Below are 26,371 nucleotides of genomic sequence, written 5' to 3'. Positions count from 1 at the left end.
CGTCGTGGACCGCAGGTCGTTCCTCGTCGGCGGCGTCGCCGGCGCGGCAGCCCTCGCACTCGCCGGCTGCTCCGGCACCCTGCCGAAGGTCGTCGCGAAGCCCGCGGTCTTCGGCAAGGGCGCGACCGGCACCGTGCAGGTCTGGTGCCGGTCCGCGACCCAGGCCGGTCTGACCGCGGCCGTCGCCGGCTTCAACCGCCAGAACCCGGAGCTGCAGGTCCAGCTCACCCCGGTGCCGGACGCGCAGTACGTGACGAAGCTCGCGACCGCGATCCGTGGCGGGACACCGCCGGACGTCGTCGACATCGACGACATCAACTCGCAGCTGTTCATCTTCCGCGACGCGTTCGCCGACCTGACCGACGTGGTGCGGGACCTCGACTACGTCGATGCGATCTCGCCCGGGCACCTGCGCCTGCTCGAGTTCCGCGGCCGGTACTACGGGCTGCCGTACCTGGCGGACAACTCGCAGCTGTTCGTGAACACCGAGCTGTTCGAGCGGGCGGGGCTCGACGTCCAGGAGTCGACGAAGGACCTGTCCACGCTGCTCGACGCGGCCAAGGCGATCCGGAAGACCGGCGACGACGTGTACGGCTGGTCGATCGCCGGCAACGCCGCCGGCATCATCGGCTTCGTCACGCAGCCGCACGTGTGGGCGACCGGGGTCGACATGATGTCCGGCGAGGTCGGCTCGCAGCGGGCGAACATCACCGGCAACGAGGCCCTGGAACGGATGCTCGAGTTCTACCGCCAGCTCTGGAAGGACGGGGTGCTGTCGAAGGCCACGTACTCCGACGCCGGCACCACGTGGGGCGCGGACTTCCGGGCCGGCAAGGTCGGGATCTTCCCCACCTCGTACGGGGCGACGGTGCCCGCCGCGACGAAGGCGATGCGGGCGAAGATGCAGACGGTGCTCATCCCGTCGTGGGACGGCAAGCGGTCGTTCTTCGACGGCGGCGACAACATGTGCATCCCGAACGGTGCCACGAACCCGTCCGGGGGCTGGGCGTTCATGCAGTACGCCACCGGGCTCCGGCAGCAGCAGGCACTGCCGGACGGCGGGTACTTCCCGACGCGGTCCGACGCCGCGACGCCGGAGTACCGGAAGCGGTTCCCGCTGGCCTCCGGGCCGCTCGACTCCTTCGAGAGGGGCTACGCGCCGCGGACGCTCGCCTACAACCTGCTCAACAACCAGCCGTCGTCGCCGTACTTCGCGATGTTCCGGGAGGCCGTGTTCGGCTCGGGGAGCGCTGCCGCCATGCGGACGGCGCAGTCCGACTACCAGCGGATCCTCGACCAGGTCCAGGCCTGAGCGTCGTCCTGCTCGTCCTGCCCGTCCCGCTCGTCCCGCTCGTCTCGCGCTCGTTGATGCACAGAGAGGTGCACGCATGTCGACCATCTCCACCCGGCGCTCCACCGGCCGGACCGGCGTCGGCCGCCCGACCGTGGGCCGGGGCCCCGGCCCCGGTCGCGGCCCGGCTCGGCCCCGCAACTCGCTCATCCACCCGCCTCGGACCGGCGCCGTGCTCGTCGCGCCGGCGATCCTGTTCGTCGCGGTCTTCGTCCTCGTCCCGCTCGTGTTCGCGCTGTACATCTCGTTCACGAACTGGCCGCTCATCGGGTCGTACCGGTTCATCGGGCTGCAGAACTACCTGACGCTGTTCCAAGACCCGACGTTCGTGCACGCGATCCTGTACACGCTGCTCTACACCGCGATCGTGACGCTGCCGATCCTGGCGCTCGGCTACTTCCTGGCCGTGCTCGTCCGGGCCCGCCGCCGCGGCAGCACCGTGCTGCGGACGGTGTTCTTCCTGCCGTACGTGGTCGGGCTGACCACGCTGTCGTTCATGCTCGTGCTCGAGGCGCAGCCGAACTCGGGCGCCGTGAACCTGGTGCTCCGCTGGCTCGGGATCACCGACGGCAGCACCGCGTGGCTCGTCAACGGTCCGCTGGCGACGGTGCTCATCTGCGTGCTCGTGGTCTGGGCGGTGTCCGGGCTGACCATGGTGCTGCTCATGTCGGCGATGCAGGGCGTCCCCGACGAGGTGTACGAGTCCGCGCAGCTCGAGGGCGCGTCCTGGTGGCAGACCGAACGGCTGATCACCATCCCGATGATCCGCTCGACCATCGCGCTGAGCGTCATCATCTCGGTCATCGGGTCGCTGCTGGCCTTCAACCAGTTCTACATCCTGACCCAGGGCGGGCCGGGGACCGAGACCACCACGATCGTCAACGCGATCTACAACCGCGGGTTCGTGAACCTGCAGCTCGGGGCCGCGACCGCCCAGTCGATCGCCCTCGTCGTGGTGATCGCCGCCGTGACGGTGGTCCAGTTCTGGGCACTGCGAGAGAAGGACTGACGCCATGAGCACCACGACCTCGCGTTCGGGCCTCGGGGCGCCGGACCTGTCCACCCGGACCCTGACCACCACCGACGACGGGCATCGCCGCCGCCATCAGCAGGGCAGCGTCCAGCACCCGCGGGACACCACCGTCAAGCGCACCCTCTACGCGATCGCCGGCATCGGGTCCGCGCTGGTGTTCGGCGTCCCGCTGCTCTGGTCGATCCTGCGGGCGTTCCAGTCCGAGGCCGTCATCACCGAGGCACCTGACCCGGCGACGTTCTTCCAGCTCGGGTGGCAGAACTTCGCCGCCGTGTTCTCGTCGTCGTCGCACCTGCTGACCGGTGTCGTGAACTCGCTCATCGTGTCGATCGCCACGGCGGTGCTCACCGCGGTGATCGCGACGATGGCCGGGTACGGGTTCGCGCGCTTCCGGTTCCGTGGGTCCGGTGTCGTCTTCGGGCTGGTGCTGCTGACGATGATGGTGCCGTTCCAGGCGATCCTGACGCCGCTGTACCTCGAGCTCAACGCGATGAAGCTCACGAACTCGCTGCTCGGGCTCGTGTTGTTCTACACGACGGTGAACCTGCCGTTCGGGGTGTTCGTGATGCGGAACGCCTTCCAGTCGATCCCGACCGAGCTCGAGGACTCGGCCTTCGTCGACGGGGCTTCGCGCTTCCGGGTCGTCGTCTCCGTGCTCCGCCCGCTGCTCCTGCCCGGGGCGGCGACCGCGGCGCTGTACGCGTTCCTGGCGTCGTGGACGGAGTTCCTCGGAGCACTGACCTTCCTGACGAAGGACTCGCTGTACACGCTGCCGGTCGCCCTGCTCAACCTGCAGACCGGGGCGTACGGGCAGGTGTCCTACGGCAACCTAGTCGCCGGGTCGGTCGTCGCGATGCTCCCGTGCATCGCGCTCTACGTCGGACTGCAGCGGTTCTACGTCGCCGGGTTGTCGTCCGGCGCGCTGAAGGGCTGACCGCCGGAGCCGCTGGTCCGACGCCGCCTACGTGCTGCGCCGGACCACCAGCTCCGGCTGCAGCAGGGCGTCGTCGTGCTGGCCGCCCTCGAGCAGCGCCCGCGCCGAGGCGAGCACCCGCTCCCCCATCGCCTGGAAGTCCTGGCGGACGGTGGTCAGCGGCGGCGTGAAGTGCGCCGCCTCCGGGACGTCGTCGAAGCCGATCACCGCGACGTCGTCCGGCACCCGCAGCCCCTCTTCCACGAAGGCGTGCAGGACGCCGAGCGCCATCTGGTCGTTCCCGGCGAACACGGCGTCGACCGAGGCCACGTCCATCGCCCGACCGGCCGCGAAGCCGCTCGCCGGGGTCCAGTCGCCCTCGAACACGACCGGGGTCAGGCCGCGGTCGCGCATCGTCCGGTCGTAGGTCGCACGGCGCACCTCGGCCTCCTGCGAGACCGACGGCCCGGCGATGTGCACGATCCGCCGGTGCCCGCGGTCGAACAGGTGCTGCAGCGCCATGGTCGCGCCGGCCGCCTGGTCGATGGCGACCGCGGAGATCGTCGCACCACCGCTCCCCGGCACGACCAGGTCGGTCGGCAGCGCGTCACGCTGCACGGCGTTCGCGACGACGACGGGCACCGTCACCGGCAGGGTCAGTGACGCCAGGGCGTCGAGCACCCGGTTGTCGGCGGCGACGAGGACCACCGCGGCGACGTCCTGCGCCAGCAGTGTCGACAGCGCCTCGGACAGGTCGGCGGGCTTCGGGTCGTCCGGCAGCGTCGAGAGGAGCACGTGGTACCCGGCTGTCCGGGCCGCGCGCTCGAACCCGATCGCGGTACTCGACGGTCCGTAGAGCGCATCGCCCGCGCTGACGAGTCCGAGTGCCCGGCTCCGTCCGCCGGCGAGTGCCCGGGCGGCGGCGCGGGGCCGGTAGCCGAGGGCGGTGACGGCGTCGGTGACCTTCGTCCGGAACTGGTCCCGGACGGTCGGGTCCCCGTTGATCACGCGGGACACGGTCTGGTGGGAGACCCCCGCGCGTTCGGCGACGTCGAAGATCGTCGGGGCCTTGCGTCCCCTGCCGTTCGGCGTCGCGGTCGTCGTCATCCGGTCACCGTACCGTGCCGCCAGTTCGGGGACACGACATCCCGATCCGGTGTCGACGAGTTGACACCGCTCGGCGGAGACCACATGATGTGAGCGCTCACTTGGAGCATCACATCCCCAGCGGGACACAGCAGCCCCGCACCTGAACGCGTCGATGTCGACGCGAGAGGAACAGAGGTACTTCGATGAAGAAGCGCAGGATCGTCGCGGGCGTCGCAGCCCTCGGCCTCGCTCTCTCCCTGGCCGCCTGCTCTGGCGGCGGTGGTCGTTCCGCGACCGGCGACGGTGGCAGCAGCACCGACAACAAGGGCGCCCTCGTCGGCGTCGCGATGCCCACGAAGGTGTCGGAGCGCTGGATCAAGGACGGCAACGCCGTCAAGAGCGACCTCGAGAAGAAGGGCTACAAGGTCGACCTCGAGTACGCAGACAACAAGATCCCGCAGCAGGTCCAGCAGGTCAGCAACATGATCACGAAGGGCGCGAAGGTCCTCATCGTCGCGTCCATCGACGGTGGTTCGCTGTCCGACCAGCTCGACGCCGCCGCCAAGGCCGGCATCAAGGTGATCTCCTACGACCGCCTGCTCACCGGCTCGAAGAACGTCGACTACTACGTCTCGTTCGACAACGAGAAGGTCGGCGTCGACCAGGCCACCTCGCTCCTCACCGGGCTGGGTGTGCTCGACGCGGACGGCAAGAAGACCGGCAAGAAGGGTCCGTTCAACATCGAGGTGTTCGCCGGCTCGCCCGACGACAACAACGCCACGTTCTTCTTCAACGGCGCGATGAAGACCCTCAAGCCGTACATCGAGGACGGCACCATCAAGATCGGCTCCGGCCAGGACGGCTTCACGCAGGCCGCCACGCAGCAGTGGGACCCGGCGACCGCCAAGGCCCGCATGCAGAACCTCGTCGCGAAGTCCTACTCGGGCGGCACCGTGCTGAACGGCGTGCTCTCCCCGTACGACGGCATGTCGATCGGCATCATCTCGGCACTGCAGGGCGCCGGCTACGGCACCAGCAGCCGTCCGCTCCCGACCATCACGGGTCAGGACGCCGAGGCCGCGTCGGTCAAGTCGATCATCGACGACCAGCAGTACTCGACCATCTACAAGGACACGCGCAAGCTCGCGACCGAGTCCGTGAAGATGGCCGACGACCTGCTGACCGGCAAGAAGCCCGAGGTCAACGACACCAAGAGCTACGACAACAAGGTCAAGGTCGTCCCGACCTACCTGTTCCAGCCGACGGTCGTCACGAAGGACAACTACAAGAAGGTCCTCGTCGACTCCGGCTACTACAAGGAATCCGACCTCCAGTAGGTCCGTCCGGACCATCCCCGGACGGGAGGCGCGGTGCTGAGCCGCACCGCGCCTCCCGTCTGCCTTGAACTCACCACCCACAGAAAAGGCGGTCGACGTGGCGGACACCATCCTCGAGATGCGCGACATCACCAAGACGTTCCCCGGTGTGAAGGCGCTGCAGGGCGTCTCCATCGAGGTCGAACGCGGCCAGGTACACGCGATCTGCGGCGAGAACGGCGCGGGCAAGTCGACGCTGATGAAGGTGCTGTCGGGCGTCTACCCGGCCGGCACCTTCGACGGCGAGATCCTCTTCGAGGGCCAGCAGGTCAGGTTCTCGAACATCAACGACTCCGAGGAAGCCGGCGTCGTCATCATCCACCAGGAACTCGCCCTGAGCCCGTTCCTGTCGATCGCCGAGAACATCTTCCTCGGCAACGAGCAGTCCAAGGCCGGCTTCATCGACTGGAACAAGACGAACCTCGCCGCGGCGGAACTGCTCAAGCGCGTCGGTCTCAAGGACAACCCGATCACCAAGATCGTGGACATCGGCGTCGGCAAGCAGCAGCTCGTCGAGATCGCCAAGGCCCTGTCGAAGAAGGTCAAGCTCCTCATCCTCGACGAGCCGACCGCGGCACTGAACGACGACGACTCCGCGCACCTGCTCGAGCTCATCAAGTCGCTGCAGGCCGAGGGCATGACGGCGATCATCATCAGCCACAAGCTGAACGAGATCAAGGCGATCGCGGACAAGGTCACGATCATCCGCGACGGCCAGACGATCGAGACGCTCGACATGCACGCCGACGAGATCTCCGAGGACCGCATCATCCGCGGCATGGTCGGTCGCGACCTGTCGAGCCGCTACCCGGAGCACGAGTCGAAGGTCGGCGAAGAGCTCCTCCGCATCGAGGACTGGAACGTCCACCACCCGCTCGACGCCTCACGTCAGATCATCCACGACGCGAACCTCATGGTCCGCGCCGGTGAGATCGTCGGCATCGCCGGGCTGATGGGCGCCGGACGCACCGAACTCGCGATGAGCGTCTTCGGGCACTCGTACGGCACCGGCATCAGCGGCACCGTCTACAAGCGCGGCGTCCCGATCAAGACGAACACCGTGTCGGCGGCGATCGACAACGGCATCGCCTACGCCACCGAGGACCGCAAGCGCTACGGCCTCAACCTGATCGACGACATCAAGCGCAACGTGTCGGGCTCCGCACTCGGCAAGCTCGCCAACTGGGGCTTCGTCAACAGCTCCGAGGAGACCACCGTCGCGCGTGGCTTCCTGAAGAACATGAACATCAAGGCCCCGACGGTGAACGCCGTCACGGGCAAGCTCTCGGGCGGCAACCAGCAGAAGGTCGTCCTGTCGAAGTGGATGTACGCCGACCCGGACGTGCTCATCCTCGACGAGCCCACCCGCGGCATCGACGTCGGCGCGAAGTACGAGATCTACACGATCATCAACGCGCTCGCCGACCAGGGGAAGGGGATCATCGTGATCTCCTCCGAACTCCCCGAACTGCTCGGCATCTGCGACCGCATCTACACGCTCTCCGAGGGTCGCATCACGGCGGACGTCCCCCGCTCCGAGGCGACGCCCGAGACCCTCATGCAGTACATGACCCAGGAACGGGAGACCCCAGTCAATGAACGCGCTTAAGTCCGCCGCCAGCTACCTCACCGGGCAGCTCCGACAGATCGGCCTGTTCATCGCGCTGATCGTCATCGTGATCTTCTTCCAGGCGACGACCGGCGGGATCACCCTCGCGCCGATCAACGTCTCGAACCTGGTGGTGCAGAACAGCTACATCCTGATCCTCGCGATCGGCATGGTGATGGTGATCATCGCCGGCCACATCGACCTGTCCGTCGGGTCCGTCGTCGCCTTCACCGGTGCGATGGCCGGCGTCATGATCACCCAGTGGCACATCCCGTGGCCGATCGCGGTCGTCCTCTGCCTGGTCCTCGGCGCCCTCGTCGGTGCCTGGCAGGGCTTCTGGATCGCCTACTTCGGGATCCCGGCCTTCATCGTCACACTGGCGGGCATGCTCGCCTTCCGCGGTGCCGCCCAGATCGCCCTGCAGAACCAGCAGATCTCGCCGTTCCCGGAGGGCTTCCGCTCCCTGGGCTCGGGCTTCCTGCCGGCCTTCGGCACCTCGGGCTACGAGCCGCTCACGATGATCCTCGGTCTCGCCGCCTCGGTGATCCTGGTCATCACGGCGTTCCGTGGTCGTGCCACCCGTCGCAAGTACCAGCTCGAGGACGAGCCGTTCGCCTGGTTCATCACCAAGCTCGTCTTCACCATCGCGCTCGTCATGTTCGTCGCGGTGCTGCTCGCCAGCTACAACGGCACCCCGATCGTGCTGGTCATCCTCGGCGTCCTGGTCATCGTGTACTCGATGGTCATGCGCAGCTCGGTGTTCGGCCGTCACATCTACGCGATCGGCGGCAACCCGCTCGCCGCGCAGCTGTCCGGCGTCAAGACGAAGCGGGTCACGTTCCTGCTCTTCGTGAACATGGGCGTCATCGCGGCCCTGGCCGGCGTGGTCTTCACCGGTCAGCTCAACCTGGCCTCGCCGAGCGCGGGCAACGGGTTCGAGCTCGACGCCATCGCGGCCGTCTTCATCGGTGGCGCTGCCGTCACCGGTGGCATCGGTACGGTGCCGGGCGCGATCGTCGGTGGTCTGATCATCGGCATCCTGAACAACGGCATGTCGATCCTCGGTGTCGGCACCGAGTACCAGCAGCTCATCAAGGGCCTGGTGCTCCTCGCAGCCGTCGCGTTCGACGTCTTCAACAAGCGCCGCGCGGCCAGCAGCCGGAAGTAGTACCACCGCAGCCGAGACTCGGGCTGAGTGACAGGACGCGCATCATCTGATGCGCGGAACGTCGCTCAGCCCGAGTCTCGTTTGCGTCTGCGCTTGCGTCCGCGTCCGCGGTCAGCGGGTCAGGACGGCCCAGCCGGCGGCCGGGAGGCGCAGGGTCCCGTCGCGCAGGTCACCCGCGCCCGCCTCGACCCGCGTCGCGTCGGCTGCGGGCAGGACCACCGGCTCAGGCGAGAGGTTCAGGGCGGTGACCACGGCCTCCCGGTCGGTCGCGGTGCGGAGGACGAGCGCCGTGTTGTCGAGGTGCACCACGTCGGTGTGGGCGCGGTGCAGCCACGGGTGCCGACGGCGGAGGGCGACGAGCGCCTGGTGGGCGTGCAGGACGTCCGCCGCCGTGCCGGAGACCGCGGGCGGTGCGGCTGGGAAGGTCGGACGGACGGCGTCGTCGCCGCCCTCGCGGTCCTCCTTCACACCGGTCCAGGCGAACTCGTCGCCGGCGTAGACCGACGGTGTGCCGGCGACCGTGAACAGCACCGCGATGGCGTGGCCGACGACCCCCTCCCCCACGGCGGAGGCGATCCGGGTGACGTCGTGGTTGCCGACGAAGGTGCTCGGGGCGAAGGTGGTGAGCAGTTCGTCGTGCCGCTCGATCGCGTGCGCGAGCTCGTAGCAGTTGCGGTCGGCGATGCCGTGCCAGATCCCCTGCCACAGTTCGTACTGGGTGGTGGAGTCCATCGTCGACTCGCGGACGATCTGCGCGGTGTCGCCGTGGATGACCTCGCCGGAGAACCAGGCGTCGGGGAACCGCTCGCGGACGCGGGGCAGGACCCGCGCCCAGAACGCCTGCGGGACCGCGTAGGCCGCGTCGAGTCGCCACCCGTCGATGCCGCGCTCGAGCCAGTGCGTCATGACCTGGACGACCAGGTCCTCGGTCGCGGTCGAGGTGTGGTCGAGCGCCACCAGGATGTCGTGCCCCTCGAACGACCCGACGGGGACCGGCTGTCCGGGCTGCCAGCCGTCCCAGTCGACGGCGAACAGCGGAGCGGTCTCGGCGTCCGGGCCCTGCTCGGCGAGTGCGCGGAACGCGGGGTGCTCGCGGCCGACGTGGTTGAAGACGCCGTCGAGCAGGACCCGGATACCCCGGTCGTGGGCGGCGGTGACCAGGCGGTCGAAGTCGTCGTCGTCGCCCAGGCGGGGGTCGATCCGGAAGTGGTCGACGGTGTCGTAGCCGTGCGTCGAGCTCGCGAACACCGGGCCGAGCAGCAGGCCGTTGAGGCCGAGGTCGACGACGTGGTCGAGCCAGGCCTCCAGGTGTCCGAGACGGTGCTCGACAGTGCCGTGACGGCCGCTCGTCGGGCGGATCTCCGCACCGACGAAACCGAGCGGGTAGACGTGCCACCACATCACGTGCTCGACCCAGGCGGGCTCGGGAGTTCGGTCGACGTCGTGGTCCATCCCTGCATGCTGCCAGCCGGCCCTGGTCGGGAGCGCCGATCGGGGTACCACCAGCCTGGAAGCGCGTCGGTGGCGAGGACGATCATGGACGCATGGGACGAGCCATCCGCACCGAGGACGACGCACGCCGACTCGATGCCGCACACGCCGAGCGGACCTGCGCGTCGTGCGGTCGTCGGATGCCGGACTCGGCGAGCGCGGACGCGAAGTGGTGCTCCGACGCCTGCCGCCGGCACAAGCTCGACGACGCCGACCGGACGCTCGAGCGCACCATCGACGAGCTGCTCGACGCCCGAGCCGCGACCTCGAGCATCTGCCCCTCGGACGCCGCGCGCGCGATCGGCGGCGACGACTGGCGCGACCTGATGGAACCCGCTCGACGCGCTGCCCGACGCATGGTCGCCCGGGGCGAAGTCGAGATCACCCAGAGCGGCAACGTCGTCGATCCGTCGACCGCGAAGGGGCCGATCCGCATCCGCCGTCCGCGCTGAGTGGCCCTCCTGGACCGCCCGTCAGCGATTCCGGGGTACACCGCCCTCGGCCCAGCCGTGAGCGGCACGACGGACGGGGTTAGCGTCGGCAGCACGCGCCGGGGACCCTCGGCGGATCCCCGCAGGAAGGAACACCATGTCGCTCGCAGACAAGGCCAAGGACGCAACCCAGAAGATCGTCGGCAAGGCCGAGGAGACCGTCGGCAAGCACACCGACGACGCCGAACTCACCGCCCAGGGTCACAAGGACCAGGGCATGGGCGAGGCCCGCATGGAGACCGAGAAGGCCAAGGACGCCGCCGACGACAAGTGACCGTCGGCACCACCTCGTGACGCCCGTACCGCTCGCGGTGCGGGCGTTCGTGGTTCCTGGGCCCGTACCGCGGTTCGGTCAGCGGATCGTATCGGTCTTCTGCCGCATCGTGACGACCAGCCGCTCGAGCGCCAGGACGAGGCGATTCGTCTGCTCGCGCGTCACCCGGGAGGACGAGTACTGGAAGTTCGTCTTCTCGTCTGTCAGACGCTTGAGGTGGTTGCCCGGTTGTCTGTCCGGTGAGCACGCGACGTCGAGCAGGCGTCGCGCCTGCGCATGGTCATCACCGACGTGGTGCTGACCGAGGACAGCCCCGCAGATCGCGTCTGCTGCCGCGATTCCGCCGAGGACCGCGTTCGAGCCGGCAGCCTTCCAGTCCGCATGCGACGGTGATCCAGCACACAGTACGGCCACCTCGTAGTAGGCCTCGGCCTCGTCGCGCCGCATCCGGACTGCGGACGCGTCCATCGCTCGTGTCCGAGGCGGCATCAGACGAGAGTACGGATGTCGGACCCGTACACGGTGTGCGCGTCGGCTCGCCATGAGCCCACGAGCGGGTCCCCCTCGGCGGCGAACCGTTCCAGGTCGGCACGCGTGACGTCGAAGACCTGGCACGCGTTGCCCGTCCAGCGCTGCACGAGATCGCCCAGGCGAACGACCACGTCGACGTCGGTCTCGGCCGCGAACACCACCAGCAGGTCGACGTCCGATTCGTCGGTAGCCGTCCCCCGGGCGAGCGATCCGAAGATCGACACCGACAGCACGTCGACCTCGGCTGTCGCGACGAAGTCGTGGATGCGGCGCTCGAGCTCGGCGCGAGCACCGAGCACGAGCTCGACCGCTGGCCACAGCAGGTGTTCCCGGTTGACCTGGTACGCGGAGTGCTGCAGACCACGCTCGACGTGCACCAACCCGGAGTGCTCGAGTTTGTCGAGGGCGCGCTTGATCCCCGTGTGCTGTGCGGCACCGGCGACGCGAGCCACCTGACGCCCGGTCATCGCCGTGTCGGTCCGGGCGAGGACGCGGAGCGCGTCAGCCTGTGTCGGGCCGACGAGAGTGGCGAGGGGAGCAGCGAGTTGCATCCTGTGAGTGTACAGCTGATCGGTACATCTGTACACAGATCGCGTACACAACGCGACGGCCACCTCGGACTGCTTCTGCTCGCGTGCATCTCCCCGTCAACGGCAGCTCGCACGTGGTTCGGGCAGACTCGGGGCATGACCGCGGGCGTGGAGGACGACCACTTCTTCGTCGTGAGCGGACGACGCTGGCGGCGGACGGACCCGGCGCTCCCCGAGGACCTGGCAGCACGCCTCCGCGCACATCTGGGTCGCGGACGGAACGGGGTGAAGCTGGCGAAGCGGGCCGGTGACGAGAGTGCCGTCGCCGCCGCCCGCCACCGCAACGGCCTCGCCAAGCACGGGCTCGGCGAGCGGGGGCCCGAGTGGTGGGAGCGACCCGAACCCGAGCGGATCGCGCAGGCCGAACAGGCCCTCGCGGACCTCGACCGGCTCGACGGGACGCCGTGACCGACGACGAGGTCATCCGTGCCCCCGCGTGGGAGCGGAGCGCGAGCACCGCTGCACTCGGTCCCCTGCAGATCGTGGTCGGCGCTGTCCTCATCACGGTCGCCTTCGTCCCGGAAGCGTCGGCTCGGGTGTTCATCGTGGCCCTCGGCGTGCTCATGGTGGGCTTCGGCGCATGGACGACCGCTCGAGCTCGACGCGTGGCGGTCCGCCTGGGCGACGAGGAGCTCCGCTACGACGGGTACGTCCTGAGCTGGTCGGTGCCGCGCGCGCAGATATCGACCGTGCTCGACGACGGGTACGTCGAGTGGGTGGACGAGACCGGTCGCCAGCGTCGACGACAGATCGGACTCCTGACGAAGGCGTACGAGGACGACGGTACGAAGTTCGCCCCGGACTGGATCTGGCGTCGTCAAGGCCTCCTGCGCGTCCGTGAATGGGCCGAGGCTCGGGCGTTCTGACACAGCCCCGAAGTCGGACCCCGGTCGCCGGAGTCGCACTTCCTGCTGCTCGGTAGCCGTCGGTCCGGCCGATCGTGCGACCTGGGCGGACGGCGCTCGGTGCGCCGCCGAGCCACCTCGGTCCGCCACCCCGTCACCCGCATGGTGGACGCGACACCCGCGATTCCCCACCTTCCGGATGAGGTGCGAGCGATCCTCGCCGCCGTAGGCTCATCGCGGCGAGGACGCCGAGGACCGAGGGGGACCATGAACGACATCACGCACACGGGCGCACTGGTGGGGCTGCGCACCGGCACGACGACGGCCGAGGGACCGGCCGGCGCCAGGGTCGGTGTGCTGCTCGAACTCTGCTCCGAGGACGCCGCGGGCGTCCGCCGACCGTGGGAGCTGCTGGTCACACCGGCCCAGGCCGCCGCACTCGTCGAGGCCGAGCGGACCGAGCCCGGGGTGCTCGTCCGCTTCGCCGGCGAGCGTCTCGGTGAGCGCGGCGGTGTCCCGGTCGTGCGGGTCGGCCGGATCGCGGTGCTCGTCCCCGAACCGACCTGCTGACCCCACCCAGACCGAGACCGAGCACCGGACGAGGACTCAGCCCTCGGTGTGCCCGAGCGACGGCTCGACACGCATGCAGACGGTGCGGGCCGCCGAGGCGTGCACCTCGAACACGACGACCTCGTTCCGACCGGCCCGGAGCACCGGCCCCGGGACGGCGAGCGTCCGCTGCGGCCCACGCGACCAGTACCGGCCCAGGCAGAACCCGTTGACCCAGGCGACACCCTTCCGGAACCCGTCGAGCGCCAGGAAGCGGTCGCGGTCTGCGTCGCTCTCCGGCAGGTCGAACGCCCCCGTGGCGAACACCGGACCGGCGAGGGTCTCCCCCGTCGGCACGGCTGCGGTCCGCAGGGCATCGAGCGCGCCCTCCGGCAGCGGGTCGAGTGCCAGGGGTGAGACGGTCCAGCGCGACAGCACGTCGTCGTCGATCCGGACCGCGCCGATGAGCCCCTTCGGCTCGCCGATCCGGGGCCCGTAGTCGACGCGGCCCTGGTCCTCGACGAGCAGTTCCAGGAGGCCCGTCACCGGTGGCAGGGCGATCGCACGATCGTGGTGCTCCCGCTCCAGGACGCCGACGGTCCGGCCGTCGACCCGGACGAGGACGCGGTCGCGGACCTCCTCGGCGACGGTCAGCACGCCGCCGGCGGGCAGGTCGACCTCCGTCCGGTACAAGACGAACCCGGAGGCGGCGCCCAACTGGTCGAAGGTCGGTGGCGTCTCGTGGGTGGTCCAGCTGGTGATCGTCGGCAGCAGGTCGACGAGCGGCAGGACGTGGTCGAGGCGGACGGCGACGTCCGCGGCGGGGGTGGGCCGGGCCTCCAGGCCGTCAGCGGACGGCGACGCCGACACGGACGCGAGCAGGCCGGACCCGCCGGGCTGCATCGCCGCGGGCAGCTCCGGGACGGGTGCGTACCGGGCGATGACGTCACGGAACGCGTGGAACTTCTCGGTGGGGCGTCCGGCCTCGTCGAGCGGGGCGTCGTAGTCGTACGACGTCGCGATCGGCCGGTACACGCCCTTGTCGTTCGCGCCGTTCGTGAAGCCGAAGTTCGTGCCGCCGTGGAACATGTAGACGTTGACCGAGCCGCCGGCGGCGAGCAGGTCGTCCAGGTCCGCGGCCGAGGCGGCGGCCGGGGTGGTGTGGTGGTGCTCGCCCCAGCTGTCGAACCAGCCGTCCCAGAACTCGGAGCACATCAGTGGTCCGGTCGGCTGTGCCTGGCGGAGCCGTGCGAGGCGCTCGGTGGAGCGGGACCCGAACGAGCCGGTCTTGTGCAGCGACGGCAGCGAGCCGTCCTCGAGCATCGAGTCCATCGGCTGGTCGACGCTCGTGAACGGGACGGTGAGCCCGATGTCGCGGTGCATGCGCTCGAGCTTCTCGAGGTACACCGGGTCGGATCCGTAGGCGCCGTACTCGTTCTCGACCTGCACGAGCACGATCGGGCCGCCGGCGTCGATCTGCCGCGGCACCAGGATCGGCGCGAGGGCGTCGAGGTACCGGCCGACCGCGGCGAGGAACTGCGGTTCGTCGCGGCGGATGCCGACCGTGCCGTCGGTGAAGAGCCAGAACGGCAGCCCGCCGTTGGTCCACTCGGCGCAGATGTACGGGCCGGGACGGACGATGGCGTGCATGCCCGAGGCTTCGACGAGGTCCAGGAACCGGCCGAGGTCCAGGCCGCCGGTGAAGTCGAAGGTGCCGGGCGTTTCCTCGTGTGCGTTCCACGCGACGTAGGTCTCGACGGTGTTCAGGCCCATGAGCTTGGCCTTGTGGATCCGGTCGGCCCACAGGTCGGGGTGGACGCGGAAGTAGTGGATCGCACCGGAGAGCACCCGGTGCGGCTGCCCGTCGAGCAGGAAGTCGGTGTCGCCGATGGCGAAGCGCATGTCGTTGCTTTCTGGTGGGAACACGTCGGTGCCGACGCGTCTCGTGGGAACGCGGCCGTGCGGGGAACCCGCACGGCCGCGTCGATGTGGTGGGACTACTTGGTCGAGACCGTGAAGCCCTGCTGCTTGCCGTACTTCGCGAGCGCGTCCTGCCAGGCCGACAGACCCGACTCGAGCGACGTGCCCTTCTCGTACGACTGCCCGACGGTGTCGGCGTAGACGCTGTTCGCGTACACCTGGTACGGCAGGTAGGTGAAGTCGTTGTCCGACGCCTTGGACGCGTCGACGAGCACCTTGTTGATCTGCTGGCCACCGAAGTAGTCCGGCTTCTCGTCGAGGAACGCGGACGACTCGAGGTCGGCGGTGGTGGACGGGAACCCGCCGGACTCCATGAAGACCTTGGTGGAGGCCTTCGACGAGTTCAGCCACTTGAGGAAGCCGGCGGCGAGGGCCGGGTTCTTCGACTGCTTCATGACGACCTCGGCGCTGCCGCCGTTGTTCGCGGTGGCCGCGGTCTGGCCGTCGTAGGTCGGCATCGGGGCGACGCGCCAGTCACCCTTGGCGTCGGCGACGCTGGCCTCGAGGTTGCCGGGCATCCAGGCGCCGGTGATCAGCGTGGCGATCTCGCCGTTGCCGAGCTGCTTGTACCAGTCGTCGGTCCAGCCGACGGTCTTCGCCAGCAGGCCCTGCTCGACGAGCTGGTTCCAGGTCTTGGTCCACTTCTTCGTGCCGGCGTCCTGCAGGTTGATGGTCACCTTGTCACCGTCGGTGGTGAACGGGGTGCCGCCGGCCTGGGCGATCATGCTCGTGGTGAAGCCCGCGTCGCCGGAGTCGGCGGCCAGGTACTTCTCGGGGTCGGCGTCGTGCAGCTTCTTGGCCGCGGCGACGTACTCGTCCCACGTCTTCGGCACGGCGATGTCGTACTGGTCGAAGACCTTCTTGTTGTAGAACATCGCCATGGGGCCGGAGTCCTGCGGCAGGCCGTAGACCTTGCCGTCCATCGAGACCGACTTCCAGGTGCTCGCGGCGAACTTGCTCTTCATGTCGCCGAAGCCGTAGTCGGACAGGTTGAGCAGCGACTCGGACAGGGCGAACTGCGGCAGCGCGTAGTACTCGACCTGGGCGACGTCGGGAGCGCCCGAGCCGGCCTTCACGGTGTTCTGCAGCTTCGTGTACTGGTCGGCGCCGGTGCCGGCGTTGACGAGCTTGACCTTCACCTTGGGGTAGGCCTTCTCGAACGCGGCGACCTGGTCCTTCGCGGAGGGGGTCCACGACCAGTAGGTCAGCGTGCCGCCCTGCTCGAGGGCCTTGTCGATGTCGGAGGCCGAGCCGCCGGAGGCGGAGCCGCCGGACGCGCAGGCGGCGAGGGCCATCGCGGCGGTGACGCCGATGGCGAGGGCGCTGAGCCCGCGCCGGAGACGCTTCTGCATGGTGGTGCCTTTCACTTCATCGTGAAGAAGGTGCTTCTTCGTGGAGGAGGGACTGCTGGTGCCGGTGCGGTCCGTTGCGGGGCCGCTCCGTGCCTCCCGGCCGGGTTCCGGTGCTGCTGACCGGGGCCGGAGGGCGGGATCAGGCCTTGACGGAGCCGGCCGCGAGGCCGGACTGCCAGAAGCGCTGGAGGAAGAGGAACGCGACCACGATCGGGATGATCGTGAGGAGCGAGCCGGTGACGACGAGGTTGTAGATCGGCTGCGCACCGGAGCCGGTGGCCTGCGCGTTCCACTGGTTCAGGCCGACGGTCAGCGGGTACCACTTCGGGTCGCTCAGCATGATGAGCGGCAGGAAGTAGTTGTTCCAGGTGGCGACGACCGCGAACAGCAGGACCGTGACGACACCGGGCGCCAGGAGCTTCAGCGCGATGGTGAAGAAGATCCGGAACTCGCCGGCGCCGTCCATGCGGGCGGCCTCTATGAGTTCGGTGGGGATCGCCTCGACCGCGTAGGTCCAGATGAGGTACATGCCGAACGGGCTGATCAGCGACGGCAGGATGATCGACCACGGGGTGTTGGTCAGGCCGACCTGCGAGAAGAGCAGGAACGTCGGCACCGCGAGAGCCGTGCCCGGAACGGCGATCGCGCCGAGGACGATGGCGAACACGGCGCGACGGCCGGGGAACTGGAACTTCGCCATGCCGTAGCCGGCGACGGTCGCGAGCAGCGTCGCGCCACCCGCACCGACGACGACGTAGAGCAGCGTGTTGCCGAGCCACTGCACGAAGATGCCGTCGTTGTAGGTGAGCGTGTCGACGATGTTCTGCCAGAGGTTGAACTTCCCGCCGAACCACAGGCCGAACGTGGACAGCAGCGACGACTGCGTCTTCGTGCTGTTGACCAGCAGGTAGAAGAGCGGTGCGAACGAGTAGACGACGAAGACGACCATGACCGCGGTCAGGAGACCGGAGCGCTTCACCTTGCGTCCGTCGACGGGCTTGGCCGCCTTCCGGGAGGCGCGGGTGCGGCGGTCACGCGGGTCACCCTGCGTCGTGGTCGCCTCGGTGACGGTGAGGGGGGCGGGACCCTGGAGGGTGCTCATCGGTTCTCCTGTCGGGTGCCGCGGACCTGCACGACGTAGGCGATGACGGCGGTGATGACGCCCATCACGATCGCGACGGTGGCGGAGTAGTTGAACTGCTGGCCGCTGAAGGACAGCGAGTAGGCGTACATGTTCGGCGTGAAGGCGCTGCCGATGACGTTCGGGGCGAGGGTCTTCAGCAGGTTCGGCTCGTTGAAGAGCTGGAAGCTGCCGATGATCGAGAAGATCGTCGCGATGACCATCGGGCCGCGGAGCGCCGGGAGCTTGATCGAGAACACGGTGCGCATCGGGCCGGCGCCGTCGAGCTCGGCCGCTTCGTACAGGTCGCCGGGGACCGTGCGCAGGGCGGCGTAGAAGATCAGCATGTTGTAGCCGAGGAACTCCCAGGTGACCACGTTGCCGATGCTCGTCAGGACCCAGCTCGGGCTGAACGGCTGGAGCAGGTCGATGCCCATGGCGTCGTTCGCGGCTCCGGTCAGGCCGAACTGGTTGCCGTAGATGAAGCCCCAGATCAGTGCCGCGACCACACCGGGGACGGCGTAGGGCAGGAACACCGCAATGCGGAAGAACCCGGTGCCCCAGAGGCGGGCGCTGTCGAGGGCCAGGGCGGCGACGAGGGCCAGGACCAGCATGATCGGCACCTGGACGACCAGGAAGATCGCGACGCGGCCGAACCCGGACCAGAACTTGGCGTCCTGGAACAGCTGCACGTAGTTGGCGAACCAGACGAACTGGTTGCCGCCGATGAGCTGGTCGCGGAACAGGCTGAGCCAGAGCGCGTAGCCGATCGGCACGATGAGCATCAGCACGAGGACGGCGACGAACGGGCCGACGAACAGCCAGCCGGTCATGCGACCCCGGGGCTTCCCACGGCGACGCGGTGCGGGCGTGGTGCCCGTGCGTCGCGGCGCGGCCTCGGGGCTCCGCGCGGTGAGCGTGCTCATGTGACTCCTTCGTCGTGTCCTGAACTGACGTCGACGAGGACCGCAGCGCCGGGTGGTCGTGCTGCGACCCGCGCTGATGTTGACGTCAACATCGAACGGAGGCGACCATAGCATGGCAACGTCAACATGCGCTAGCGTTCGGAGGAGTGGCCGCGCACCGACGCCGGTCCACCGGTCGTGATCCGGTGCCCGTCCCCCGGCGGCGCACCCGTCCCGGCCCCACGTCGTTCGCACGGAAGGGGGCGCGACCATCTCGACGACCACCGACGCCACCGCAGTCCCCCGCCGGGCCCCGTCCCTCGCCGCCGTGGCGGACGCCGCCGGGGTCTCGATGCAGACCGTCTCCCGCGTGGCCCGCGGGTTCGACAACGTCAGCCCCGAGACCCGCACCCGGGTCCAGCAGGCGATGGCCGACCTCGGCTACCGGCCGAACCGCGCCGCCCGGGCACTGCGCTCCGGGCGCTTCCGCACCATCGGCGTGATCATGTTCACGCTCGCCTCGTACGGCAACATGCGCACGCTCGAGGCGATCGCCGACGCCGCGGGGGTCGCCGACTTCACCATCACGCTGCTGCCGATGGCCTCTCGCACGGAAGAGGGCGTCCGGTCCGCGTTCTCCCGCCTGCACGAACAGGCCGTCGACGGTGTCGTCATCATCATCGAGTCGCACGTCATCGACACCGCAGAGGTCGAGCTCCCCGACGGCGTCCCCATGGTCGTCGTCGACTCCACCGGCACCACCGAGCACCCGGCGATCGACACCGACCAGGCCGACGGCGCCCGCCTGGCGACCCAGCACCTGCTCGACCTGGGCCACGACACCGTCTGGCACGTGGCCGGACCGGCGTCGTCGTACTCGGCCGCGCGGCGTCAGGCGGCCTGGAGTGCGGCCCTCACCGCCGCCGGACGCACCGTCCCGCCCGTGCTCGGCGGCGACTGGAGCACCGAGTCCGGCTACCGGGCGGGCCTCGAGATCGCCCGACGCCCCGAGATCACCGCGGTGTTCGCGGCGAACGACCAGACCGCGCTCGGTGTGCTCCGCGCCTGCCACGAGGTCGGGCGTGCCGTCCCGTCCTCGCTCAGCGTCGTGGGCTTCGACGACTCCCCCGAGTCCGACTCGTTCTGGCCGCCGCTCACCACCGTGCACCAGTCCTTCGACGAGGTCGGACGGCGCGCGGTCGCCACCCTCCTGACGCAGATCGAGGGCGGCGCGGTCACGGCAGCGACGGACCTCGTGCCGGTGCGGCTCGTCGTGCGTGCGAGCACGGCGGCGCCGCCGGCGCGCTAGCTGCGGAGCCGCGGGGCCGCGCCGAGGCTCGGCCAGGCGGACAGAATGCACCGCACGCAGGCCGCAATGTGTCCGCCCAGCCGAGGCTCGGCGGACGGGAGGCGCGGCGCGGGCCCGCCACGCGCCTCCAGGCCGCACAAGATTCGCGCTGAGCGACAGGCCGCGGGTCAGCCGCCGCGAACGGTGTCGCCCAGCGCGAACCGCGCCGAGGCTCGGACACGCGGACAGAATGCGCCGCACGCAGGCCGCAACGTGTCCGCCCAGCCGAGGCTCGGCCGACGGGAGGCGCGGCGCGAGCCCGCCACGCGCCTGCCGGCCGCACGAGACTCGCGCTGAGCGACACGCCTCGCGCCGGCCACCGCGAGCGGTGTCGCCCAGCGCGAAACGCGCCGAGGCTCGGCCACGCGGACAGAATGCGCCGCACGCAGGCAGCAATGTGTCCGCACAGCCGAGCTTCGGCGGACGGGAGGCGCGGCGCGGGCCCGCCACGCGCCTCCCGGCCGCACGAGACTCGCGCTCGGCGACAATCCGCGCGGCGGCCACCGCGAGCGGTGTCGCCCAGCGCGAACCGCGCCGAGGCTCGGCCACGCGGACAGAATGCGCCACACGCGAGCCGCAATGTGTCCGCACAGCCGAGGCTCGGCCCCGCCGGCCCCGCCGGGCCGGCGGCAGCCCGCCGGGCCGGCCCGCCGCGCCGCCGCGCCGCCGGCCCGCACAGCGAAGGACGCAGGGCCCCCGAAGGGACCCGGCGTCCTCTGCTCACTCGACGCTCGCCGCACGCAGCGTGCGCCGAGGCGACTACCCGATCGAGAGCGCCGTCCAGGAGACGGGCGGCAGCTCGATCGTGATCGTGTCACCCTCGCGGCGGACGGACTCGTTGGTCCGCAGGCCGACGCGGGAGGTGTTCGACAGGTCGTTCACGGCGTGCAGGTCATCGTCCCAGATGCCCTCCGCGTGCACGTCACCATCGACGTCGAGCCCGGACAGGTCGATCGTGACCGTCGTGCTCTCGCTCTGGTGGCGGTTGACGAGGAACACCGCGGCGTGCCCGTCCTCCACCGTGGCCGCCGAGTCGACGACCGGGACGGTGCCGTGCTTGCCGCCGTCGATCGTGTCACCCGAGGCGACGACGTTCAGCGACGTGCCGTGCGCCAGGCGCGACGTGACCGAGAACGGGAAGAACGTGGTCTGGCGCCAGGCCTCGCCACCGGGCTCGGTCATGATCGGGCCGATGACGTTGACGAGCTGCGCGATCGACGCGGATGCGACGCGGTCCGCGTGGCGGAGGAGCGAGATGAGCAGCCCACCAAGGACGACGGCGTCGGCGACGGTGTAGACGTCCTCCAGGAGGCGCGGGGCGACCGGCCACTCGTCGAGCGTGAACGTCTTCTGCTGTGCCTCCCACTTCGTGATCGACCAGACGTTCCACTCGTCGAACGAGATGTCGATCCGCTTGTCGGAGCCCTTGTGCGCCTGCACGTGGTCCGCCGCGGTCGTCACCGTCTTGATGAAGTGGTCCATGTTGGCGCCGGAGGCCAGGAACGAGGTGAGGTCCTGGTCCTCCTCGTAGTAGGCGTGCGCCGAGATGTAGTCGACGTCCTCGTACGCGTGCTCGAGGACGGTGCGCTCCCACTCGCCGAACGTCGGCATCGACGCACCCGAGGACCCGCAGGCGACGAGCTCGAGGTCGGGCTGGATCTGCCGCATCGCCTTCGCGGTCATCGCGGCGAGCTTGCCGTAGTCCTCGGCGTTCTTGTGGCCGAGCTGCCACGGGCCGTCCATCTCGTTGCCGAGGCACCACATGGTGATGCCGAAGGGCTCCTCGCGGCCGTTGGCCTTGCGCTCCTCGGACCGGGCGGTGCCGCCGGGGATGTTCGCGTACTCGAGCAGCTCGATGGCCTCGGCGGCCCCGCGCGTGCCGAGGTTCACGGCGAGCATGAGCTCCGAGCCGACGGAGTCGAGCCACTGCTGGAACTCGTGCAGCCCGACCTCGTTCGTCTCGGTCGAGTGCCACGCCAGGTCGAGTCGGCGGGGACGCTGCTCGACCGGGCCGACGCCGTCCTCCCACTTGTAGCCGGAGACGAAGTTGCCGCCGGGGTAGCGGATGGTCGTGACGCCGAGCTCCTTGACGAGTTCGATGACGTCCTTGCGGAAGCCGTGCTCGTCGGCCGACTCGTGGGCGGGTTCGTGGATGCCGTCGTAGACGTGGCGGCCGAGGTGTTCGACGAAGCCGCCGAACAGTCGGCGCCGCACCGGCCCCACCGTGAACGCGGAGTCGAGGACGAGGTGTGTGCGGGGCATGGATCTCCTTCGATCAGGCTGTGCGTCGAGCACGAGTGTTCCGCAGGGTCACGGAAGTGAGCGCTCACCTGCAGGAAACGCTATCGGGTGTCGACACGGGACGGAAGGGCTGGTGCGCGCGTCGGCGCGGCACTAATGTGAGCGCTCACGGGGCACCGAAGCCCCGCGATCGGGACGTCGTTCCTCCCCGGATGACCGTCCCGTTTCGGCCCGTCCCGATGGAGTGATGCCATGCCGAACCGATCCGTCCCACCCCTCCGCGGGTCCACCTTCACCCGGAGGAGCCTGCTTGCGGCCGGAGCGGCGGCCGCGACGGTCCTGCCGCTCGCCGCCTGCTCCAGCCCGCTCGCCGCCGGTCTCGCCGGCAGCGCCCTGAACCCCGAGACGCTCGTCTTCTGGAACCTCTTCGGCGGCGGCGACGGTGTCCGCATGCAGACCATGGAGGACGGCTACGCCAAGCAGCACGGCGGTTCGTCGTCCCTGCAGGCCACGACCTTCGCGTGGGGCAACCCGTACTACTCGAAGCTGACACTGGCGACCGTCGGGAACAAGCCGCCGGACGTCGCGATCGCGCACCTGACCCGGGCGAAGCCGCTCTGGGACGGCGACCTGCTCGACCCGATCACGGCGGAGGACCTGGCCGGCGTCGGTCTCAAGGCCAGCGACTTCAACCAGAAGGCGTGGGCCGCGCAGAAGACCGACGGCGCCAACATCGCGATCCCGCTCGACACCCACCCGTTCGTGCTGTTCTATAACGTGGACGTCTGCAGGAAAGCGGGGCTGCTCGACAGCGACGGCGAGCTGAAGAACCTGGACGGCATGGACGCGTTCGAGAGCGCCCTCGCCGCCGTGTCCAAGGTCACCGGTGGCACCGCACTCAACGTCGCGAACGTCGTGCCGGAGACCGCGACCCCGTGGCGCTTCTTCTGGACGATGTACAACCAGATCAACGGTGCGACGCCGTTCATCAGCGACGGCGGCGCGAAGCTCACCGTCAACGAGGACGCCTACAACGAGGTCACCAACCGCACCCAGAAGTGGGTGAAGCAGGGCTGGATGAACAAGGCCCTGGACTACGCCACCGCCCAGTCGCTGATGTTCGACGGCAAGGCCGGTTTCTTCATGCAGGGCGAATGGGAGATCAGCACCGCCCAGTCGATCAAGGGGCTGAAGTTCGGGATGGCGCCGATCCCGACGCTCTACGACAAGCCCGCCACCCAGGCCGACTCGCACACGTTCATCCTGCCGAAGAAGGACCGCACGCCCGAGCAGAAGAAGGCCGCGCTGCTCTTCATCAAGCAGATGCTCGAGCAGAGCCTGACCTGGGCCGAGGGTGGGCACGTCCCGGCCTACATGCCCACGTTCGACAGCACGAAGTACAAGGAGCTCAAGCCGCAGTCGAACTACGCCGCGGCCGCCGAGACCGCGGTCTTCGACGACGCCGCGTGGTACGGCGGATCGGGTTCGACGTTCGAGGGCACGGTCGGTGCGCAGCTCGCCCTCGTGCAGCAGGGCAGCTCGAGTCCCGCGCAGGCACTCAGTGCGATCAAGAGCCAGCTGGCGACCTACCTCAACACCCCGAGCCCCCTGTGAACGGGCACACGACCGGGCAGAACACCGGGCACACGACCACCGTGAACACCGCGCGAAAGGCACGATGACGTGACCACAGCACCTGTCCTCGACCGCCCCACGGACGCGGCCGCCGCGCCCCGTCGACTCCGTACCTACCGCACCAGTCTCACCCGCGGGCAGGGCCGCAGCGGGTGGCTGTTCCTCGCCCCGTTCGGCCTGTTCTACATCGCCTTCCTGCTCGGCCCGACGGTCTGGATGATCGTCACGAGCTTCTTCAACACCTCGACCGTCCGCACCGGGCTCGGGAGCTTCGCCGGCTTGGCGAACTACGCCGAGATGCTCGGGCGCTCCGACTTCTGGTCGTCGCTCTGGCACACCCTGCAGTTCACGCTGTACACGACCCCGCCGCTGGTGATCCTGGCGTTCGTCTTCGCCGTGCTGACGAACCGGATGAACAAGGGCCAGTGGTTCTTCCGCCTGGCGTTCTTCCTGCCGTTCATCCTGCCGTCGGCGACGATCTCGCTGATCTGGGTGTTCATCTTCACGCCGGCCACCGGCCTGTTCGCGACCATCCAGTCCGCGATCGGCATGACCCCCGGCTCGGGCATGCTGTCGAGCCCGAACACGGCGATGATCGGTGTCGCCATCGCCACCGTCTGGTGGACCCTCGGCTTCAACTTCGTGCTGTACCTGGCCGGTCTGCAGGAGATCCCCCGCGAGCTGTACGAGGCGGCTGCCGTCGACGGTGCGTCGAACTGGCAGCAGATCAAGTCGATCACCCTGCCGCTGCTCGGCCGCACGACGACGCTCGTCATCCTGCTGCAGATCATCGCGAGCCTGAAGATCTTCGACCAGGTGTACCTGATGACGAACGGCGGCCCGGGCATCTCGACCCAGGTCTCGCTGCAGCTCATCACCGGTGTCGGCTTCACCGACAACCGGCTCGGTGCCGCGTCGGCAGCGTCGGTGCTGCTGTTCATCGTGATCGTCGCCATCGCGATCATCCGGCAGCTCGTCGAGCGCGCCGCCGCCAAGCGTGAGATCGGAGCCTGACATGACCGCCACCGAGAGCATCACCACCGGCCGCACCAAGCTCCGCACCGGCGTCTCGTCCGCCGCCCCCACGAGCGCCGCGAAGATCGGCGTCAGCGGTCGCGGTTTCACGATCGTGTCCGCCGTCGTCCTGACGGTGTTCGCGATCATCTGGCTCATCCCGAGCCTGTTCGCGCTGAAGACCTCGCTGTCGGACAACGGTGTGGCCGCGCTCGGCGCGAAGTCGATCCTGTCGAACTGGAACCCGACGCTGCACTCCTACGCGTCGCTGTTCCAGTCCGGCGACATCTGGAACTGGTACCTGGCCAGCGGTGTCACGAGCGTCGTCACCGCGGTGCTCACGGTGATCTTCGCGTCGATGGCGGCCTTCGCGCTGTCGCGGCTGGTGTTCCGCGGCCGGAACATCGCGTTCCTGCTCATCATCCTGGGCATCATGATCCCGACGCAGGTCCTGATCATCCCGATCTTCCAGGAGCTCAACGCGGTCAACCTGCTCAACACCTACTGGTCGGTGATCTTCCCGCAGGTGCCCGCCGTGATCGCGGTCTTCATCTTCAAGCAGTTCTTCGACGGCATCCCGAAGGAGCTGGAGGAGGCCGCGCGCATCGACGGCGCGGGCATCTGGAAGATCTACTGGTCGGTCATCTTGCCGCTGTCGCGTCCGGTGATCGCGGCGGTGACGATCCTGACGTTCGTCGGGGTCTGGAACAACCTGCTGCTGCCGCTGTTCGTGCTGTCGAACCCGGACCTCATGACGATCCCGGTCGGGCTCGCCACGGTGCAGGGCAGCTTCGGTCAGCGGTACGCCGACATCCAGGCGGGTGCGATCCTGGCGGCGCTGCCGCTGATCATCCTGTACCTGATCTTCCAGCGGCAGATCGTCGAGGGTGTCACCGGCTCCGGCCTGAAGGGCTGACGCCCGGTCCGGACGTCGCGTCCGGACCACGTGCCGGACGGGAGGCTCCCCACCAGCTGGTGGGGAGCCTCCCGTCCGTCGTGGGTGCGGTCCGCACCCGCGGGGTGCCCCCGGTCAGCCCCGTCAGCCGGCGAGCGGCTCGAGCCGCGACCGGAGGAGGCAGAACTCGTTGCCCTCCGGGTCCTGCAGCACGTGCCAGGACTCCTCGCCGGTCTGGCCGACGTCCGCCGGTCGGGCGCCGAGCGCGAGGAGGCGTTCGAGTTCGGCGTCCTGGTCGCGGTCGACCGGGTTGACGTCGAGGTGCAGGCGGAGGGGCTGGGCCTCCGCGTGCGGGACACGGGCCAGGATGATGGTCGGTGTCGCGCCGCCGAAGCCCGAGGCCGGGCCGATCTCGATGCCGTCCTCGTCCTTGCCGAGTTCGACGTAGTCGAGGACGGCGCACCAGAAGCGGGACAGTGCCTCGGGGTCGTCGCAGTTGAGGACCAGTTCGCTCAGTCGGCAGCTCATGGCGCGAGGCTACGCGCGGGCCTCCCAGGGCGTCAGCGCGTCA

The 26,371-nt window shown here is 69.3% G+C and carries 25 protein-coding genes; 15 read left to right on the top strand and 10 right to left on the bottom strand.

Going from position 1 to position 26,371, the window contains the following annotated elements:
• Window positions 1–4 precede the first annotated feature (4 nt).
• The 3 genes from JOD51_RS04460 to JOD51_RS04450 all read left to right on the top strand — a co-directional run bounded on the left by JOD51_RS04460 (window position 5) and on the right by JOD51_RS04450 (window position 3,318).
• Entirely contained in the window at window positions 5–1,312 is a 1,308-nt protein-coding gene (locus JOD51_RS04460) for an ABC transporter substrate-binding protein (protein ID WP_204607208.1), read from the top strand.
• 76 nt (window positions 1,313–1,388) lie between these two features.
• Window positions 1,389–2,360: a carbohydrate ABC transporter permease gene (locus JOD51_RS04455; RefSeq protein ID WP_204607207.1), complete on the top strand. Its 972-nt coding sequence runs from the start codon at window positions 1,389–1,391 to the stop codon at window positions 2,358–2,360.
• A gap of 4 nt (window positions 2,361–2,364) precedes the next feature.
• On the top strand, window positions 2,365–3,318 hold the full coding sequence (locus JOD51_RS04450) for a carbohydrate ABC transporter permease (RefSeq protein ID WP_204607206.1): 954 nt from the start codon (window positions 2,365–2,367) through the stop codon (window positions 3,316–3,318).
• 27 nt (window positions 3,319–3,345) lie between these two features.
• Here JOD51_RS04450 and JOD51_RS04445 read toward each other — a convergent pair whose 3' ends face one another.
• On the bottom strand, window positions 3,346–4,404 hold the full coding sequence (locus JOD51_RS04445; RefSeq protein WP_204607205.1) for a LacI family DNA-binding transcriptional regulator: 1,059 nt from the start codon (window positions 4,402–4,404) through the stop codon (window positions 3,346–3,348).
• A 185-nt stretch (window positions 4,405–4,589) separates the two neighbouring features.
• On the opposite strand from JOD51_RS04445, the gene chvE reads away from it, so the two are divergent.
• From chvE to mmsB, 3 genes are all read left to right on the top strand, one after another.
• A complete protein-coding gene (chvE, locus tag JOD51_RS04440; RefSeq protein WP_204607204.1) occupies window positions 4,590–5,723 on the top strand; it encodes a multiple monosaccharide ABC transporter substrate-binding protein in 1,134 nt (377 codons plus the stop codon).
• Between the two features lie 97 nt (window positions 5,724–5,820).
• Entirely contained in the window at window positions 5,821–7,371 is a 1,551-nt protein-coding gene (mmsA, locus tag JOD51_RS04435; protein ID WP_204607203.1) for a multiple monosaccharide ABC transporter ATP-binding protein, read from the top strand.
• Window positions 7,358–8,539 (top strand): multiple monosaccharide ABC transporter permease, encoded by a 1,182-nt coding sequence (gene mmsB, locus JOD51_RS04430; RefSeq protein ID WP_111074771.1) that lies wholly within the window; start codon window positions 7,358–7,360, stop codon window positions 8,537–8,539. The genes mmsA and mmsB overlap by 14 nt, the downstream gene beginning before the upstream one ends.
• A 111-nt stretch (window positions 8,540–8,650) precedes the next feature.
• On the opposite strand, the gene JOD51_RS04425 is transcribed toward mmsB, so the two are convergent.
• The gene (locus tag JOD51_RS04425) at window positions 8,651–9,991 is read right to left on the bottom strand and encodes an alpha-amylase family glycosyl hydrolase (RefSeq protein ID WP_204607202.1); all 1,341 of its coding nucleotides are present in this window, start codon (window positions 9,989–9,991) and stop codon (window positions 8,651–8,653) included.
• Between the two features lie 92 nt (window positions 9,992–10,083).
• Between JOD51_RS04425 and JOD51_RS04420 the strand changes: the two genes are divergently transcribed.
• The gene (locus JOD51_RS04420) at window positions 10,084–10,482 is read left to right on the top strand and encodes a DUF3253 domain-containing protein (protein WP_204607201.1); all 399 of its coding nucleotides are present in this window, start codon (window positions 10,084–10,086) and stop codon (window positions 10,480–10,482) included.
• A gap of 136 nt (window positions 10,483–10,618) precedes the next feature.
• Window positions 10,619–10,795 carry a CsbD family protein gene (locus tag JOD51_RS04415; RefSeq protein WP_204607200.1) on the top strand — a complete coding sequence of 59 codons (177 nt, stop codon included), beginning with the start codon at window positions 10,619–10,621 and terminating at the stop codon, window positions 10,793–10,795.
• Window positions 10,796–10,873: 78 nt separating this feature from the next.
• On the opposite strand, the gene JOD51_RS04410 is transcribed toward JOD51_RS04415, so the two are convergent.
• Both JOD51_RS04410 and JOD51_RS04405 read right to left on the bottom strand, forming a co-directional pair.
• Window positions 10,874–11,263 carry a hypothetical protein gene (locus tag JOD51_RS04410; protein WP_204607199.1) on the bottom strand — a complete coding sequence of 130 codons (390 nt, stop codon included), beginning with the start codon at window positions 11,261–11,263 and terminating at the stop codon, window positions 10,874–10,876.
• A 20-nt stretch (window positions 11,264–11,283) separates the two neighbouring features.
• Window positions 11,284–11,877, bottom strand: coding sequence for a nucleotidyltransferase domain-containing protein (locus tag JOD51_RS04405; protein WP_204607198.1), 594 nt, complete (start codon window positions 11,875–11,877; stop codon window positions 11,284–11,286).
• Between the two features lie 135 nt (window positions 11,878–12,012).
• On the opposite strand from JOD51_RS04405, the gene JOD51_RS04400 reads away from it, so the two are divergent.
• The 3 genes from JOD51_RS04400 to JOD51_RS04390 all read left to right on the top strand — a co-directional run bounded on the left by JOD51_RS04400 (window position 12,013) and on the right by JOD51_RS04390 (window position 13,331).
• Window positions 12,013–12,324, top strand: a complete 312-nt coding sequence (locus JOD51_RS04400) for a biopolymer transporter Tol (RefSeq protein WP_204607197.1) — start codon at window positions 12,013–12,015, stop codon at window positions 12,322–12,324.
• Window positions 12,321–12,782, top strand: coding sequence for a hypothetical protein (locus tag JOD51_RS04395; RefSeq protein WP_204607196.1), 462 nt, complete (start codon window positions 12,321–12,323; stop codon window positions 12,780–12,782). The genes JOD51_RS04400 and JOD51_RS04395 overlap by 4 nt, the downstream gene beginning before the upstream one ends.
• A gap of 246 nt (window positions 12,783–13,028) precedes the next feature.
• Entirely contained in the window at window positions 13,029–13,331 is a 303-nt protein-coding gene (locus JOD51_RS04390; RefSeq protein ID WP_204607195.1) for a hypothetical protein, read from the top strand.
• 36 nt (window positions 13,332–13,367) lie between these two features.
• Here JOD51_RS04390 and JOD51_RS04385 read toward each other — a convergent pair whose 3' ends face one another.
• The 4 genes from JOD51_RS04385 to JOD51_RS04370 form a co-directional block, all read right to left on the bottom strand.
• Window positions 13,368–15,212: a glycoside hydrolase family 35 protein gene (locus JOD51_RS04385; protein WP_204607194.1), complete on the bottom strand. Its 1,845-nt coding sequence runs from the start codon at window positions 15,210–15,212 to the stop codon at window positions 13,368–13,370.
• A 95-nt stretch (window positions 15,213–15,307) separates the two neighbouring features.
• Window positions 15,308–16,642 carry an ABC transporter substrate-binding protein gene (locus tag JOD51_RS04380; protein WP_204607193.1) on the bottom strand — a complete coding sequence of 445 codons (1,335 nt, stop codon included), beginning with the start codon at window positions 16,640–16,642 and terminating at the stop codon, window positions 15,308–15,310.
• Between the two features lie 139 nt (window positions 16,643–16,781).
• On the bottom strand, window positions 16,782–17,744 hold the full coding sequence (locus JOD51_RS04375; RefSeq protein ID WP_111074781.1) for a carbohydrate ABC transporter permease: 963 nt from the start codon (window positions 17,742–17,744) through the stop codon (window positions 16,782–16,784).
• Window positions 17,741–18,688: a carbohydrate ABC transporter permease gene (locus JOD51_RS04370; protein WP_204607192.1), complete on the bottom strand. Its 948-nt coding sequence runs from the start codon at window positions 18,686–18,688 to the stop codon at window positions 17,741–17,743. Before JOD51_RS04370 ends, JOD51_RS04375 begins: the two co-directional genes overlap by 4 nt.
• Window positions 18,689–18,995: 307 nt before the next feature.
• Between JOD51_RS04370 and JOD51_RS04365 the strand changes: the two genes are divergently transcribed.
• Window positions 18,996–19,976: a LacI family DNA-binding transcriptional regulator gene (locus JOD51_RS04365; protein WP_259558733.1), complete on the top strand. Its 981-nt coding sequence runs from the start codon at window positions 18,996–18,998 to the stop codon at window positions 19,974–19,976.
• A 798-nt stretch (window positions 19,977–20,774) separates the two neighbouring features.
• On the opposite strand, the gene arfA is transcribed toward JOD51_RS04365, so the two are convergent.
• Window positions 20,775–22,277, bottom strand: a complete 1,503-nt coding sequence (arfA, locus tag JOD51_RS04360; RefSeq protein WP_204607191.1) for an arabinosylfuranosidase ArfA — start codon at window positions 22,275–22,277, stop codon at window positions 20,775–20,777.
• Window positions 22,278–22,508: 231 nt separating this feature from the next.
• Between arfA and JOD51_RS04355 the strand changes: the two genes are divergently transcribed.
• From JOD51_RS04355 to JOD51_RS04345, 3 genes are all read left to right on the top strand, one after another.
• Window positions 22,509–23,870, top strand: a complete 1,362-nt coding sequence (locus JOD51_RS04355) for an extracellular solute-binding protein (RefSeq protein WP_204607190.1) — start codon at window positions 22,509–22,511, stop codon at window positions 23,868–23,870.
• Window positions 23,871–23,939: 69 nt separating this feature from the next.
• Window positions 23,940–24,905, top strand: coding sequence for a carbohydrate ABC transporter permease (locus JOD51_RS16895; RefSeq protein ID WP_204607189.1), 966 nt, complete (start codon window positions 23,940–23,942; stop codon window positions 24,903–24,905).
• 1 nt (window position 24,906) lies between these two features.
• Window positions 24,907–25,821 carry a carbohydrate ABC transporter permease gene (locus JOD51_RS04345; protein WP_204607188.1) on the top strand — a complete coding sequence of 305 codons (915 nt, stop codon included), beginning with the start codon at window positions 24,907–24,909 and terminating at the stop codon, window positions 25,819–25,821.
• Between the two features lie 123 nt (window positions 25,822–25,944).
• On the opposite strand, the gene JOD51_RS04340 is transcribed toward JOD51_RS04345, so the two are convergent.
• On the bottom strand, window positions 25,945–26,328 hold the full coding sequence (locus JOD51_RS04340) for a VOC family protein (protein WP_204607187.1): 384 nt from the start codon (window positions 26,326–26,328) through the stop codon (window positions 25,945–25,947).
• Window positions 26,329–26,371: the final 43 nt, after the last annotated feature.

The organism is Curtobacterium herbarum (assembly GCF_016907335.1).
Lineage (GTDB): Bacteria > Actinomycetota > Actinomycetes > Actinomycetales > Microbacteriaceae > Curtobacterium > Curtobacterium herbarum.
The sequence above is the reverse complement of the archived record's forward strand: the minus strand, read 5'-3'. Positions and strand labels throughout refer to the sequence as shown.

What these genes read in the sequence shown, in the direction of transcription:
- JOD51_RS04455 (WP_204607207.1), top strand. Translation starts at nt 1,389, where the DNA reads ATGTCGACCATCTCCACCCGGCGCTCCACCGGCCGGACCGGCGTCGGC.
- JOD51_RS04450 (WP_204607206.1), top strand. Translation starts at nt 2,365, where the DNA reads ATGAGCACCACGACCTCGCGTTCGGGCCTCGGGGCGCCGGACCTGTCC.
- JOD51_RS04445 (WP_204607205.1), bottom strand. Translation starts at nt 4,404, where the DNA reads ATGACGACGACCGCGACGCCGAACGGCAGGGGACGCAAGGCCCCGACG.
- chvE (WP_204607204.1), top strand. Translation starts at nt 4,590, where the DNA reads ATGAAGAAGCGCAGGATCGTCGCGGGCGTCGCAGCCCTCGGCCTCGCT.
- mmsB (WP_111074771.1), top strand. Translation starts at nt 7,358, where the DNA reads ATGAACGCGCTTAAGTCCGCCGCCAGCTACCTCACCGGGCAGCTCCGA.
- JOD51_RS04425 (WP_204607202.1), bottom strand. Translation starts at nt 9,991, where the DNA reads ATGGACCACGACGTCGACCGAACTCCCGAGCCCGCCTGGGTCGAGCAC.
- JOD51_RS04420 (WP_204607201.1), top strand. Translation starts at nt 10,084, where the DNA reads ATGGGACGAGCCATCCGCACCGAGGACGACGCACGCCGACTCGATGCC.
- JOD51_RS04415 (WP_204607200.1), top strand. Translation starts at nt 10,619, where the DNA reads ATGTCGCTCGCAGACAAGGCCAAGGACGCAACCCAGAAGATCGTCGGC.
- JOD51_RS04410 (WP_204607199.1), bottom strand. Translation starts at nt 11,263, where the DNA reads ATGGACGCGTCCGCAGTCCGGATGCGGCGCGACGAGGCCGAGGCCTAC.
- JOD51_RS04405 (WP_204607198.1), bottom strand. Translation starts at nt 11,877, where the DNA reads ATGCAACTCGCTGCTCCCCTCGCCACTCTCGTCGGCCCGACACAGGCT.
- JOD51_RS04400 (WP_204607197.1), top strand. Translation starts at nt 12,013, where the DNA reads ATGACCGCGGGCGTGGAGGACGACCACTTCTTCGTCGTGAGCGGACGA.
- JOD51_RS04390 (WP_204607195.1), top strand. Translation starts at nt 13,029, where the DNA reads ATGAACGACATCACGCACACGGGCGCACTGGTGGGGCTGCGCACCGGC.
- JOD51_RS04385 (WP_204607194.1), bottom strand. Translation starts at nt 15,212, where the DNA reads ATGCGCTTCGCCATCGGCGACACCGACTTCCTGCTCGACGGGCAGCCG.
- JOD51_RS04380 (WP_204607193.1), bottom strand. Translation starts at nt 16,642, where the DNA reads ATGCAGAAGCGTCTCCGGCGCGGGCTCAGCGCCCTCGCCATCGGCGTC.
- JOD51_RS04375 (WP_111074781.1), bottom strand. Translation starts at nt 17,744, where the DNA reads ATGAGCACCCTCCAGGGTCCCGCCCCCCTCACCGTCACCGAGGCGACC.
- JOD51_RS04370 (WP_204607192.1), bottom strand. Translation starts at nt 18,688, where the DNA reads ATGAGCACGCTCACCGCGCGGAGCCCCGAGGCCGCGCCGCGACGCACG.
- arfA (WP_204607191.1), bottom strand. Translation starts at nt 22,277, where the DNA reads ATGCCCCGCACACACCTCGTCCTCGACTCCGCGTTCACGGTGGGGCCG.
- JOD51_RS04355 (WP_204607190.1), top strand. Translation starts at nt 22,509, where the DNA reads ATGCCGAACCGATCCGTCCCACCCCTCCGCGGGTCCACCTTCACCCGG.
- JOD51_RS04345 (WP_204607188.1), top strand. Translation starts at nt 24,907, where the DNA reads ATGACCGCCACCGAGAGCATCACCACCGGCCGCACCAAGCTCCGCACC.
- JOD51_RS04340 (WP_204607187.1), bottom strand. Translation starts at nt 26,328, where the DNA reads ATGAGCTGCCGACTGAGCGAACTGGTCCTCAACTGCGACGACCCCGAG.